The following is a 12,093-nucleotide window of genomic DNA, read 5'->3' on the forward strand; positions in this document are numbered from 1 at the left end:
ACCTGATTCCCGCCTCCGTGAAATGGACGGGGCCGTGCCCTTTCGGCATTCCGGATCGCCATGTGGCACATCTATCAGTTCCCGCTCTGCCCCTTCAGTCGCAAGGTCCGGCTGCTCATGGCAGAAAAGGGCATCGCGTACGAACTCCAGACCGCGCGACCGTGGGAAGGCGAGGATCGCCTCTTCGCGATGAACCCGGCCGGACGCACGCCGGTGATCCGTGAAACCGACAAGGGCCTCGTGCTGTCGGACAGTCGCGCGATCTGCGAATACTTCGAGGAGACGGTGGATCGCTATCCGCTGATCAGCGGGACCGCCCAGCAGCGGGCCGAGATCCGCCGCCTGATCGCGATGTTCGACGAGAACTTCTACAACGACGTTTCCGGCCCGCTGCTGCTGGAGCGGATGAAGAAACGCCTCGTGTTCCGCCAGGCGCCTGATGCCAAGGCGCTGCGCGAATCGATGAAGCTGGCGCACGACTACCTCGACTACATCGACTACCTGATCGACAACCGGCCCTGGCTTGCCGGTGCGACGATGACGCTGGCGGACCTCGCCGCGGCGGCGCAGCTGTCGGTGGCGGACTATCTCGGCGGCCTCGACTGGTCGAGCCACGAGCAGGCGCGCGGCTGGTATCTGGTCATGAAGTCGCGGCCCTCGTTTCGGCCGCTTTTGTCGGAGCGCATGGAAGTGATCCAGCCGCCCAGCCACTACGCCGAAGTCGATGCTTGATAGATTCCGGTCCCCGCGAAGGCCGCAGGGACCGGGCTTGCATTACTTGTCGAGGCGAACGGTGCGCTCTTCCTTGGGCACCTGACGCACCGGCACGGCGGCGAGCCACTGCTGGAACGCCTCGTTGTCGATCATGCCGCGCGTGATCTCGGTGCCCTGCTTGAAGGTCGCGAAGCCGTCGCCGCCTTCGGCGAGGAAGTTGACCACGGTGACGCGGTACTTCGCGGCAGGGGCGAGCGGCTTGCCGTTCAGCGTCAGCGACACCACGCGGCTGCCCGAGGGACGGCGCATGTCGTACGAGAACTTCAGCCCGGCCGAGGGCGCCAGCGCCTGCTTGTCGCCCGCGTCGTCGAGCCCGTCCTCGATCACCGCGCGGACCTGCGCGCCGGTCAGCGTCATCGTCACCAGCTCGTTGTTGAAGGGCTGCGTCGCGTAGACTTGCCCGAAAGTGACGGTGCCGTCCGGCGCCGGGTCGATCGGGGCGCGGATGCCGAAGGGGTTGGTGAAGGCGATCTGCGCGCCCGCAGCCTGGGTGCCCGCGAGCTGCGAATCGGCAACCACGTTGCCAAGGTCGCCGCCGCTGGCGCTCTCGCTGCTACCCTTCGCCGCCGGGCCTGACATCTTGCCGACCGGGCGCTGGATCAGCCCGGCTGCATCCTTCACGTAGCCCGCTACATAATCGGCCACGTCCGCGCGCGGCTGGAACTGCGGGTAGGCGGTGGTATTCGGCACGTCGCCCCGGCCGCTGGTGTAGCCCGGCGACTGGACGATCACGTTGCGGGCCTTCTTGGCGATGACCTTGTGGCTGGCGGGGTCGATGGTGAGGGTGATGTCGGTCACCAGCTTGCCGTAGACGCCCGCGCTGGTCAGCAGGATGGGGGAGCCGTCGCCCGACTGGCCGTACTGGCACACGTACTGCCAGTGCGTGTGCCCCGAGACGACGAGATCGACGCCGGGGTTCAGCTTGTCGAGGATCGGCTGGATGTCGCCCGCGAAGCCCTCGCACGAATTGGGGTCCTTGGCAGTGGTCTTGCCGCCCTGGTGGATCAGCACGACGACGGCGTCGGCGCCCTCGGCCTTGAGCACGGGAATCGCCTTGTTGATCGCCTCGGCCTCGTCACCGAAGGTCAGTCCCTTGACCATGTCGGGCTGGACGAGCGTGGGGATCGACTTGAGCGACAGGCCGACGAAGCCGATGGTCACTTTGCTCGCGCCCTCACCGAAGGTCTTCAGGCCGGTGGCGGGGAACAGCGTCGTGCCGTCGTCCCTGTAGGTCGCGGCGGAGAGATACTTGTAGCTGGCGCCCTTGAACTGCTCGAGCTGGCAGGGCTGCAGGCGCGTGTTCTTCTCGCAGCCGCCGTTCTGGAGGCGCTGGAGTTCCATCCAGCCGCGGTCGAACTCGTGGTTGCCGACCGCGTTGAACTCCAGCCCGATGCGGTTCATCACGCCGACCGCCGGCTCGTCGAGGTGGAGCGAGGAGGCCAGCTGCGAGGCGCTGGTGAGGTCGCCCGCCGCGACGACGACGTTGTTCGGGTGTTCGGCCTTGAGCGAATCGACCGCCGATGCCAGCCACGCGCCGCCGCCTGCGGGCACGTTGACCGTCTTGCCATCAGGGCCGGGGGCCTCGACCGACGCCTTGGGCGGCTCCAGCGCGCCGTGGAAGTCGTTGATGGCGATGATGCCCACTTCCACCGGGGTGGCCGCCGTGACGGGCGCTCCCGGGCGGGTTGCCTGCGGTGCAGCGCAGGCAGCGGTGAAAGCGAGAGCGAGGAGCGGCAGAGCGCGTAGACGGGGGGAAGTCATGACCCGGCTCTATCGCACTGCAATATGACGGGCCAAGGGACAATTTCGCCGACGGCCTGTGCGAATTGTCAGCGCACCTGATCCTCCAGCGCATGCATGGCGTCGTCGGACAGGCCGAAATGGTGGCCTACCTCGTGGATCACCACATGCGCGACGAGGTCTTCCAGATCCACCTCGGTCTCGCACCATTCGGCGAGAAGGGGTTGGCGATAGAGCGTGATGCGCGGCGGGAATTCGCCCGAGATCCACACCGAATCGGTGTCCATCGACCGGCCGTGATAGAGTCCGGTCAGTTCCCAGGCATCCTCGATGCCCATGGCGCCCAGCGTTTCCTCGTCCGCGAATTCCTCGATGTGGACGGTGATCCCGTCGAGGTGCTGCGCGACGGGCGCAGGAATCCGCGCGAAGGCGGCGTGGGCGAGGCGCTCGAACTCGGCGGCGGAGGGGGGAGGGCCGAATGTGCGGGTCATGGGTGGAGGTATGCCCACCCCCGGCCCCTCCCGCAAGCGGGAGGGGAGCAACACAGGATCGCCCTCCCGCAGGCGGGAGGGCCGGCAGGCTTGGCGGTTTACCGCCTGGCCGAACGGGGTGGGCATCACACCATCCACACCCGCATCGTCCCCCATTCTTGCGAAACCGCCGCCATTCTGCGACCAAAACACGCATGGTTCCGGCAATCTTCGGCCTCTCCGGCCTGACCCTCGGCGACGACGAACGCGCCTTCTTCCGCGACGCCGATCCGGCGGGCTACATCCTGTTCGGCCGCAACGTCGAAAGCCGCGCGCAAGTCCGCGCCCTGACCGACGAACTGCGCTCCATCCACGGGCGCGAGCACCTGTTCGTCTGCATCGACCAGGAAGGCGGCCGCGTCGCGCGAATGAAGCCACCGACCTGGAGCGCCTACCCGCCCGGCGAAGCCTTCGACCGGCTCTACGATCTCGCCCCCGCCAGCGCCATTGAGGCGGCGCGCGTCAATGCGCAGGCGCTCGGCCTTGACCTTGCCGAAGTCGGCGTCAGCGTCGACTGCCACCCCTCGCTCGACGTGCGTCAGCCCGGAGCCCACGACGTCATCGGCGACCGCGCGCTGGGTGCAGAGCCGATGCGGGTAGCGGCGCTGGGCCGCGCGATTCTCGACGGTTTCGCACGCTCGGGCGTCGCGGGCTGCATCAAGCACATCCCCGGCCACGGCCGCGCGATGGCGGACAGTCACAAGGAACTGCCCACCGTCACTGCCTCGGCCGAGGAACTGGAACGCGATCTCGCCCCGTTCCGCGCGCTGTCCAAGACGCCGATCGGCATGACCGCGCACGTGCGCTACACCGCGTGGGATGCCGAGAACCCTGGCACCCTCTCGCCTTTCGTGATTGGTGAGATCATCCGCAAGACCATCGGTTTTTCGGGTCTGCTGCTGACCGACGATCTCGATATGCAGGCCCTTTCCGGCAGCGTGCCGGAACTGGCGGCGCAGGCGATCGCGGCCGGCTGCGACATCGCGCTCAACTGCTGGGCGAAGATGGACGACATGGTCGGCATCGCCAAGGCCCTGCCGGTCATGGCCGAGGAAACCGCCGCCCGTCTCGACCATGCGCTGGCCGGAACCGGCCCCGCGACAGCGGCCGATCACGCCGAACTGCTGGCGAAGCGCGACGCCCTGCTGGCGCTGCGGGCGGCCTGACGTGGCCAGTAATCCCGGCCTCTTCGACGACTGGGACGGCGAGGACCGCCAGGGCGCTCAGGCCGACAAGCTGTATCTGGAGATAGACGGCTGGGAAGGGCCGCTCGACCTGCTGCTCGACCTCGCGCGGCGGCAGAAGGTCGATCTGCTGCGCATCTCGATCCTCGAACTGGTCGATGCCTACCTGACGTACATCGAGGAGGCCGAGGCGCTGCGGCTGGAACTGGCGGCCGATTACCTCGTGATGGCGGCGTGGCTGGCTTACCTGAAGTCCGCGCTGCTGCTCCCGCGCGACGAGCAGGAGGACCCGAGCCCCGAGGAAATGGCCCTGCGCCTGCAGATGCGCCTGCAGCGCCTGGGTGCGATGCGCGAGGCTGCGGCGCGGCTGATGGGACGCGACCGGCTGGGGCGCGATGTGTTCGAACGGGGTGCGCCGGAGGGGCTGCGCGTCGATCGCAAGTCGCGCTGGCAGGTCGAGTGGTTCGACCTCGTAAGAGCTTACGGTGACGTGAAAATCCGCTCGCAGCCGGTGGTGCACATGGTGCGCGAGCGGATGGTGATGACGCTCGACACCGCGATCGCCCGGGTCGCCTCGATGCTCGGCGTGGCGATCGACTGGATGGAACTGCGCGACTTCCTTCCGGCAGCGCATGGCAGCTGGGAAAGCCCGCAATTGCGCCGTTCCGCGCTGGCTTCGAGCTTCGTCGCGGCGCTCGAACTGGCCCGTACCGGCAAGGCCGAACTGGCGCAGGACGAGACGTATGGCCCCCTGCGCCTAAGGGCACTCAAAGGCACTCAAACGTGACACAAGACGTCCAAAGCGCCCCCGACGATGTCCTTCGCGCCGTCGAGGCGACCCTCTTCGCCTCCACCGAACCGCTTACCGCGGATCAGGTCGCGCTCCACCTCGGTTTCGGCGAGAAGGGCGGCGAGGTCCGCCCTGCGCTCGCCGATCTGCAGCGCCATTATGAGCGACGCGGCATCCACCTCGTCGAGCGCGGCGGGCGCTGGCATTTCGAGACCGCGCCCGATCTCGCGCACCTGCTCCGCCGCGAGAAGGAGGATGTGCGCCGCCTCAGCCGCGCCGCCACCGAGGTGCTGGCGATCGTCGCCTACCACGAGCCCGTCAGCCGCGCCGAGATCGAGGCCATTCGCGGCGTCCAGACCGCCAAGGGTACGCTCGACGTGCTGATGGAGGCGGGCTGGGTGCGCGTCGCCGGTCGCCGCGAGGTGCCGGGGCGGCCGGTGATCTACGCGACGACGCCCGCGTTCCTCGACCACTTCGGGCTGGGCTCGCTGAAGGAACTGCCGGGCATCGACGAATTGCGCGCGGCGGGCCTGCTCGACCCGGTTGACGAGGACATGATCGAGACGGCGCTGGGCAGCAAGAATCCTCGCATACCGGACAACGCGGATTCCGAAGATGACTGACGTGCGACCGGTGAAGGACATAACCATGACGGGCTGGCAACTTGGCATCAAAGCGCCTACATGCCCCCTATGACCGGTCGGAATCGACCGCGCTTTTGGAGTTGAGGTTATGGGTAGCTTCTCGATCTGGCACTGGCTGATCGTTCTCGTGATCGTGCTCGTGCTGTTCGGACGCGGCCGCGTTTCGGAAATCATGGGTGACTTCGGCAAGGGCATCAAGAGCTTCAAGGACGGCATGAACGAGGAAGAGGCCAAGAAGGCCCAGGAAGCCTCGGCTCCCGCCGCCCAGATCTCGTCGCAGAAGGCCGATCCGGCGCCGACCGCGACCGAAGTGAAGAACGAACAGGCCTGAGCGCTCGGGGCTGATCGGGGATGTTCGACGTCGGTGCATCCGAACTGTTGATGATCGTCATCGTGGCGGTCGTCGTCATCGGTCCCAAGGACATGCCGATGGCGCTGCGCACGGCTGGCCGCTGGATCGGCAAGATGCGCAAGATGTCGAACCATTTCCGGTCCGGCATCGACGCCATGGTGCGCGAGGCCGAACTGGAGGAAATGGAGCGCAAGTGGCGCGAGCAGAACGAGGCCATCATGAAGGCGAGCCCGCAGCTCCCCTCGATGAATCCTACTGCCGACGACATGCAGGCGCCCGCCGTTTCGGAACCTGCCCTTTCGCAGCCTGAACCTGCGGTATCGCCCGTTGCCGATGACGCGCCCGAGAAATCCGCAGAGGTGAAGACCGAAAACCGGCAGGCCGAGCTGCACCTGCCTCCCCCGCCGCCCTGATCCGTGGCTTGAGGCAGAAACCATGCAGCCCTTCCGCATTTCCGATATCGACGACACCCAGGCGCCGCTGCTCGATCACCTGATCGAGCTTCGGGGCCGTCTGCTGCGCGCCTTCATGGCCTTCGCGCTGGCCTTCGCGGTGTGCTTCTACTTCGCGGGCGACATCTTCGCGTTCCTCGTCCGCCCGCTGACCGAGGCGTTTCCGCCCGGACAAGGCAAGCTGATCTACACCAAGCTTTACGAAGCCTTCTTCGTCGAGGTGAAGATCGCGATGTTCGCGGCGTTCTTCGTCAGCTTCCCGGTGATCGCCAACCAGATCTGGCAGTTCGTCGCCCCCGGCCTCTACGCGAAGGAAAAGAAGGCGTTCCTGCCGTTCCTGATCGCGACGCCGGTGCTGTTCACGATGGGCGCGGCGCTGGCCTATTACGTGGTGATGCCCACCGCGTTCCACTTCTTCCTCACGTTCGAGGGCCAGAAGGGCGGCCTCAAGCTGGAGGCTTTGCCGGGCACGGGGGACTACCTCGCGCTGGTGATGCAGTTCATCCTGGCGTTCGGGATCAGCTTCCTGCTGCCGGTGCTGCTGATGCTGCTCAATCGGGCCGGCATGGTGACGCGCGCGCAGTGCGTGGGCGCGCGGCGCTATGCGATCGTCGGCATCTTCATCGTCGCCGCCGTGGCGACCCCGCCCGACGTCGTCTCGCAGCTTCTGCTGGCGGTGCCGCTGTTGCTGCTGTGGGAAGGCACGCTGATCCTGATGTGGTTCACCGAACGCCGCGACGCCAAGGACCGCGCGCGCGAGGAAAAAGCCGTAGAGGAAGCGGCCAAGGCTGCCGGGCACGCTGCGGCGGAGTAATGGGCGGCGGAGTGACGCCGGGCTCGCTTGCCAGCGTCCACGATATTCCACTATATTGGGGCGAAAGGTGCGCGTGATGAACAAGCCCATGACCCTAAACGTCCGGATCGGCGGCGCGCTGGGCGAATTCGTGGCCGCCAACGTGGGCGAGCATGGCTCCTACGAAAACGTCAGCGAATATGTCCGCGACCTGATCCGGCGGGACAAGACGCGGCTCGAAGCGGAGCAGTTTCAGCGGCTCGAAGCCGAACTGCACCGGGCGTTCGCCGCGCCCGAATCGAGTTATGCTCCGCTGGATGCGGAAGCGGTGATCGCACGCAATCGCCCCAGTTGAGATGGCGGCTGAAATGGCCGGCTTCACGGTCTCTGCGATCGCCGGCCGGCGGCTCGACGAAATCTTCGTATATACACGCGACACATGGGGCGAGGCGCAGGCGGAAGCCTACATTCGCGGCCTGTTCGCCTGCTTCGAGCGGATCGCGCGGTGCGACCAGCCATGGCGCGCCATTCCGGTCGAATTCGGCGTGGACGGTTACTACTGCCGTCACGAGCACCACTACGTCTACTGGAGGCTGCTTGGTGACGATACGGTGGGCATCGTCACCATCCTGCACGAACGGATGCACCTGATGGACCGCTTTCGGGAAGACAGCGGAGCCTGAAGGTTACCGCCGAACCCCTGCCTTGCCGCCGTCCTGCGCGGCCGACCACGCCAGCCGCCCGCCGATCCACGTTTCCAGCACATGCGTGCCGCGCAGCGCCTGCGGTTCGGCGGTCATCGGGTCTTCGTCCACGAACAGGAAGTCCGCGCGCAGGCCCGGCGCGATGCGGCCGAGGCGGTCCTCGGCGAACAGCGAGTATGCGGCGCCCGTGGTGTAGGCGCCCAGCGCCGCCTCGCGGGTCAGCACTTCCTGCGGCTGCCAGCCGCCGGTGGGCTGGCCGTCGGCACCGGTGCGGCTGATCGCCACCGCGAGGCCCTCGAAGGGATGCGCGGGCTCTACGGGCGTGTCGGAGCCGAAGGCCAGCTTCGCACCGGTCGCCGCGATCGACTTCCACGCATAGGCCCCCGCCAGCCGCTGCGGGCCGAGACGCGCCTCGGCCATCACGCGGTCCGAGGCCTCGTGCTGCGGCTGCATGCTGGCGATCACGCCATTGCGGCCGAAGCGCGGGATGTCGGCGGGATCGACCACTTGCGCATGCTCGATGCGCCAGCGGCGGTCGCCCTTGTAGGTCTGCGACAGTTCCTCGATCGAATCGAGCACCGTGGCGTTGGCTTCGTCGCCGATGGCGTGGACCGCGACCTGGAAGCCGTCCATCGCCGCGCGGCTCATCAGATTGCCGAGCTGGGTCTGGCTCATCTGCGGCAGGCCCTTGGTGGCAGCATCGTCGGCGTAAGGCGCCTTGAGCCACGCCCCGCGCGAACCCAGCGCGCCATCGAGGTAGAGCTTCACGCCGTTCATCTTGAGCCGGTCGTCGTCGATCCACGGCGTCGGGCCGGGGCCGCCGATCAGTGTCATCGCCTCGATCCCGCCCGCGTAGGCGACCACGCGCATGCGCAGCTGGTGCTTGTCGGAGGCGCGGCGGAAGGTCTGCCAGTCCTCGATCGAGGTGCCCATGTCCGCCACGGTGGTGACGCCCGCCGCCAGGAACTGCAACTGCGCCTCGCCGAAGGCGGTGTCGGCATCTTCGGGGCGGGGCTTGGGGCGCTTCTTCTCGACGAGCGCGGTGGCGGCGTCGATCAGCACGCCCGCCGGGGCCTTGGAGCCTGCGACGCGCAGCACTTCGCCGCCTGCCGGATCGGCGGTGGACGCGGTCACGCCCGCTGCGGCCAGCGCGGCGGAGTTGGCCCAGCCGGCGTGGCCGTCGATGCGGGTGAGCCAGGCGGGTTTGCCGCCGGTCACCTTGTCGAGTTCGGCGGCGGTCGGCATGCGGTCCAGCCCCCAGCTCGCCTGGTTCCAGCCGCCGCCGAGGATCCACGGCGCTTCGGGATGCGCGGCGGTCCACGCAGCGATGCGCGAAAGGGCCTCGTCGAGCGACTTCGCCATCGACAGGTCCAGCGTCATCCTCGCGAAGCCGGTCGCCATGACGTGCCCGTGCGCGTCGATCATGCCGGGCACGACGATGCGGCCCTTGCCATCGACCTTGTAGTCCACCTTCTTGGGCCGCTTGTCGCCCTTGTGGAAGACTTGCGCGATCTTGCCCTGCGGGTCGATCAGGAAGCCCTCGAAGCGCTCCACGCCGCCCTTGCCGTCAGGGGTGACGCCCTCGACGTTGTCCACCAGCACGTCGGCGACGGCGGGAGATGCCAGCACCGTACCCGAAAGCAGCGTGGCCGCTGCCGCAATCCGAAACTTCACGATTTACCCTTCTGGGGGAGCCGCTTGATGATGGCGCTCGTATCGAGCCGCCCGCCGCCCGTGGCCTGCACGTCGGAGAAGAACTGATCGACCAGCGCCGCCACCGGCAGCGAGACGCCCAGGCCCCGGCCTTCCTCGAGGCTGAGGCCCAGATCCTTGCGCATCCAGTCGATCGCAAGGCCGAAGTCGAATTCGCCCGCGTCCATGGTCTTCCAGCGGTTGTCCATCTGCCACGACTGCGCGGCGCCGCCCGAAATCGCCTCGTAGACCTTGTCCATGTCGAGGTGCGAGGCCTGCGCGAAGCGCACCGCCTCTGCCAAAGCCGCGACGTTGCCGGCGATGCAGATCTGATTGGCCATCTTGGCGATCTGGCCCGAACCCGCCTTGCCGACGTGGACGATGCGGCTGGAGTAGCTCTCCATGATCGGCCGTGCGGCTTCGAGCGCATCGTCGCGCCCGCCGCACATCAGGGTGAGGGTGCCGTTCTCCGCGCCGATCTGCGACCCGGTCATCGGCGCGTCGACGCAGTGGATCTTGAGGTCGCGCGCCTCGACCGAGATCTGGCGGGCGATGCGCGCCGAGACGGTGGTGTGGTCGATGAAAGTGCCGCCGCGCTTGAGCATGCGGAACACCCCGTTGGGGCCGAGCACGACGTCGGCAAGGTCGTCGTCGTTGCCGACGCAGGTGATGACCACGTCAGCGTCCTGCGCCGCGTGGGCCGGGTTGGCGGCGATGCGGTGGGCGAGGCCGGGGTTGGCGTCGCGCCACTTGCGTGCGCGTTCGGGCGTGCGATTGTAGATCGTCAGCTCGTGCCCGGCCTGCGCGATGTGGCGCGCGATCGCGCCGCCCATGGTGCCGAGGCCGATCATCGAGACCTTGCGCGGGGGTACGGCCGGGGCGGCGGGGGCTTCGGAGGCGGTCTCTTCGGTCATGGCCCGTTCTTAGCGCCTTTTGGCCAAAAGCAAACCGGCGAAGGTAGCGAAACTCGTGTCGTCCCGGACTTGATCCGGGACCGATGGCTATCTTTAGGAATGGGCCATTCGGCAAGCCACCCCGCCGATGGGTGGGCTGTTCACGGCCAGCGGTCCCGGATCAAGTCCGGGACGACGTCCTTTCAATTGTGCGCCGTTTCCGGTAGGCGCGCGGGTCTATGGACCAGACTTTGCTCAACATCGCTCCCGCGGGCCTCGAAGACGCCCCGCTGACCGCAGCCGACGTACGCGCGGCGGCGGAGCGAATTTCGGGCAAGGTCGTGCGCACGCCGACGCTCTACAGTTCCACGCTGAGCGCGATCACCGGCGCCGAAATCTGGCTCAAGTTCGAGAACCTGCAGTTCACCGCCGCCTACAAGGAGCGCGGCGCGCTCAACGCGCTGCTGCTGCTGACCGAGGAGCAGAAGGCGCGCGGCGTCATCGCCGCCTCGGCCGGCAACCACGCGCAGGGCCTGAGCTACCACGGCACGCGCCTTGGCGTGCCCGTCACCATCGTCATGCCCAAGACCACGCCGACGGTGAAGGTCATGCAGACCGAGAGCGTGGGTGGCAAGGTCGTGCTGGAGGGCGAGAGCTTCGACGAGGCCTATGCCCACGCGCGCAAGCTGGAGGGGCAGCTGGGCCTCACCTTCGTCCACCCGTTCGATGAGCCCAATGTCGCGGCCGGGCAGGGCACCGTGGCGCTGGAAATGCTGGAGGACGTGCCGGAACTCGACACGCTGGTGCTGCCGGTCGGCGGCGGCGGCCTGTCCACCGGCATGGGCACCGTGGCGCGGGACATCAATCCGGGCATCCGCCTGATCGGCGTCGAGGCACAACTCTACCCCTCGATGTACAACCTGCTCAAGGGCACCAGCCTGCCGATCGGCGGCGACACGCTGGCCGAGGGCATCGCGGTGATCGCGCCGGGCCTGATGACCTCCAAGGTGCTGCGCTCGCTGCTCGACGAATTCCTGCTGGTCGGCGAATCGCAGATCGAGAGCGCGCTGGCGCTGCTGCTGCAGATCGAGAAGACGCTGGTGGAAGGCGCGGGCGCCGTGGGCCTTGCCGCCGTGATCAACAACCGCGAGCTGTTCGTCGGCCGCAAGGTCGGCCTCGTGCTGTCGGGCGGAAACATCGACACCCGCCTGCTGGCGAACGTGCTGCTGCGCGACCTCGCCCGCTCGGGCCGCCTCGCCCGTCTCAAGATCGGGCTGCAGGACCGCGCGGGCGCGCTGTTCAAGGTCGCCAAGATCTTCCACGAGCACAACGTCAACATCATCGAAGTCTTCCACCAGCGCATCTTCACGCACTTGCCCGCCAAGGGTCTCGTCACCGAGATCGAGTGCGAGGCGCGCGACAAGGAGCAGCTGCAGGCGCTGATCGCCGGGCTGCGCCGCGAAGGCTACGAAGTGAAGCTGGTCGAGACAGATTGATTCGAAAGAGGCTGGCTTCGGGCGATATGGAGGTATATCGTTCGAGGTA

14 protein-coding genes are annotated in these 12,093 nt (G+C 67.4%); 10 read left to right on the forward strand and 4 right to left on the reverse strand.

The window, feature by feature from the left end:
- The first annotated feature begins 60 nt into the window (after positions 1-60).
- A complete protein-coding gene (locus BES08_RS16315; RefSeq protein WP_008829331.1) occupies positions 61-732 on the forward strand; it encodes a glutathione S-transferase family protein in 672 nt (223 codons plus the stop codon).
- A gap of 42 nt (positions 733-774) precedes the next feature.
- On the opposite strand, the gene BES08_RS16320 is transcribed toward BES08_RS16315, so the two are convergent.
- Both BES08_RS16320 and BES08_RS16325 read right to left on the reverse strand, forming a co-directional pair.
- Positions 775-2,535: a bifunctional metallophosphatase/5'-nucleotidase gene (locus BES08_RS16320; RefSeq protein WP_036525973.1), complete on the reverse strand. Its 1,761-nt coding sequence runs from the start codon at positions 2,533-2,535 to the stop codon at positions 775-777.
- Between the two features lie 68 nt (positions 2,536-2,603).
- Positions 2,604-3,005 (reverse strand): metallopeptidase family protein, encoded by a 402-nt coding sequence (locus tag BES08_RS16325; protein ID WP_069708937.1) that lies wholly within the window; start codon positions 3,003-3,005, stop codon positions 2,604-2,606.
- A gap of 194 nt (positions 3,006-3,199) precedes the next feature.
- Between BES08_RS16325 and nagZ the strand changes: the two genes are divergently transcribed.
- The 8 genes from nagZ to BES08_RS16365 all read left to right on the forward strand — a co-directional run bounded on the left by nagZ (position 3,200) and on the right by BES08_RS16365 (position 7,942).
- A complete protein-coding gene (gene nagZ, locus BES08_RS16330) occupies positions 3,200-4,210 on the forward strand; it encodes a beta-N-acetylhexosaminidase (protein ID WP_008829334.1) in 1,011 nt (336 codons plus the stop codon).
- 1 nt (position 4,211) lies between these two features.
- On the forward strand, positions 4,212-5,015 hold the full coding sequence (locus tag BES08_RS16335; RefSeq protein ID WP_069708938.1) for a segregation and condensation protein A: 804 nt from the start codon (positions 4,212-4,214) through the stop codon (positions 5,013-5,015).
- Positions 5,012-5,641 carry an SMC-Scp complex subunit ScpB gene (gene scpB, locus BES08_RS16340; RefSeq protein ID WP_069708939.1) on the forward strand — a complete coding sequence of 210 codons (630 nt, stop codon included), beginning with the start codon at positions 5,012-5,014 and terminating at the stop codon, positions 5,639-5,641. The genes BES08_RS16335 and scpB overlap by 4 nt, the downstream gene beginning before the upstream one ends.
- Positions 5,642-5,750: 109 nt before the next feature.
- Positions 5,751-5,993, forward strand: coding sequence for a twin-arginine translocase TatA/TatE family subunit (locus tag BES08_RS16345; RefSeq protein WP_008829337.1), 243 nt, complete (start codon positions 5,751-5,753; stop codon positions 5,991-5,993).
- Between the two features lie 20 nt (positions 5,994-6,013).
- Positions 6,014-6,427 carry a Sec-independent protein translocase protein TatB gene (tatB, locus tag BES08_RS16350; RefSeq protein ID WP_008829338.1) on the forward strand — a complete coding sequence of 138 codons (414 nt, stop codon included), beginning with the start codon at positions 6,014-6,016 and terminating at the stop codon, positions 6,425-6,427.
- A gap of 22 nt (positions 6,428-6,449) precedes the next feature.
- Positions 6,450-7,280: a twin-arginine translocase subunit TatC gene (gene tatC, locus BES08_RS16355; protein WP_069708940.1), complete on the forward strand. Its 831-nt coding sequence runs from the start codon at positions 6,450-6,452 to the stop codon at positions 7,278-7,280.
- Between the two features lie 88 nt (positions 7,281-7,368).
- A complete protein-coding gene (locus tag BES08_RS16360) occupies positions 7,369-7,614 on the forward strand; it encodes a ribbon-helix-helix domain-containing protein (RefSeq protein WP_069709309.1) in 246 nt (81 codons plus the stop codon).
- Between the two features lie 13 nt (positions 7,615-7,627).
- Positions 7,628-7,942, forward strand: coding sequence for a type II toxin-antitoxin system RelE/ParE family toxin (locus BES08_RS16365; RefSeq protein WP_069709310.1), 315 nt, complete (start codon positions 7,628-7,630; stop codon positions 7,940-7,942).
- 3 nt (positions 7,943-7,945) lie between these two features.
- Here BES08_RS16365 and BES08_RS16370 read toward each other — a convergent pair whose 3' ends face one another.
- Both BES08_RS16370 and BES08_RS16375 read right to left on the reverse strand, forming a co-directional pair.
- Complete coding sequence (locus BES08_RS16370; RefSeq protein WP_069708941.1) at positions 7,946-9,637, reverse strand: amidohydrolase; 1,692 nt, start codon at positions 9,635-9,637, stop codon at positions 7,946-7,948.
- Complete coding sequence (locus tag BES08_RS16375) at positions 9,634-10,569, reverse strand: NAD(P)-dependent oxidoreductase (protein WP_069708942.1); 936 nt, start codon at positions 10,567-10,569, stop codon at positions 9,634-9,636. The genes BES08_RS16370 and BES08_RS16375 overlap by 4 nt, the downstream gene beginning before the upstream one ends.
- A 218-nt stretch (positions 10,570-10,787) precedes the next feature.
- On the opposite strand from BES08_RS16375, the gene BES08_RS16380 reads away from it, so the two are divergent.
- Positions 10,788-12,044 (forward strand): threonine ammonia-lyase, encoded by a 1,257-nt coding sequence (locus BES08_RS16380; RefSeq protein ID WP_008832118.1) that lies wholly within the window; start codon positions 10,788-10,790, stop codon positions 12,042-12,044.
- Positions 12,045-12,093 lie beyond the last annotated feature (49 nt).

Source organism: Novosphingobium resinovorum (genome assembly GCF_001742225.1).
GTDB classification, from domain to species: domain Bacteria; phylum Pseudomonadota; class Alphaproteobacteria; order Sphingomonadales; family Sphingomonadaceae; genus Novosphingobium; species Novosphingobium resinovorum_A.

Bases quoted from the DNA above. Each gene is read 5' to 3' on its own strand.
- tatB (WP_008829338.1), top strand. From the start codon at position 6,014: ATGTTCGACGTCGGTGCATCCGAACTGTTGATGATCGTCATCGTGGCG.
- BES08_RS16380 (WP_008832118.1), top strand. From the start codon at position 10,788: ATGGACCAGACTTTGCTCAACATCGCTCCCGCGGGCCTCGAAGACGCC.
- BES08_RS16315 (WP_008829331.1), top strand. From the start codon at position 61: ATGTGGCACATCTATCAGTTCCCGCTCTGCCCCTTCAGTCGCAAGGTC.
- BES08_RS16360 (WP_069709309.1), top strand. From the start codon at position 7,369: ATGACCCTAAACGTCCGGATCGGCGGCGCGCTGGGCGAATTCGTGGCC.
- BES08_RS16365 (WP_069709310.1), top strand. From the start codon at position 7,628: ATGGCCGGCTTCACGGTCTCTGCGATCGCCGGCCGGCGGCTCGACGAA.
- BES08_RS16325 (WP_069708937.1), bottom strand. From the start codon at position 3,005: ATGACCCGCACATTCGGCCCTCCCCCCTCCGCCGCCGAGTTCGAGCGC.
- nagZ (WP_008829334.1), top strand. From the start codon at position 3,200: ATGGTTCCGGCAATCTTCGGCCTCTCCGGCCTGACCCTCGGCGACGAC.
- BES08_RS16375 (WP_069708942.1), bottom strand. From the start codon at position 10,569: ATGACCGAAGAGACCGCCTCCGAAGCCCCCGCCGCCCCGGCCGTACCC.
- BES08_RS16345 (WP_008829337.1), top strand. From the start codon at position 5,751: ATGGGTAGCTTCTCGATCTGGCACTGGCTGATCGTTCTCGTGATCGTG.
- BES08_RS16320 (WP_036525973.1), bottom strand. From the start codon at position 2,535: ATGACTTCCCCCCGTCTACGCGCTCTGCCGCTCCTCGCTCTCGCTTTC.
- tatC (WP_069708940.1), top strand. From the start codon at position 6,450: ATGCAGCCCTTCCGCATTTCCGATATCGACGACACCCAGGCGCCGCTG.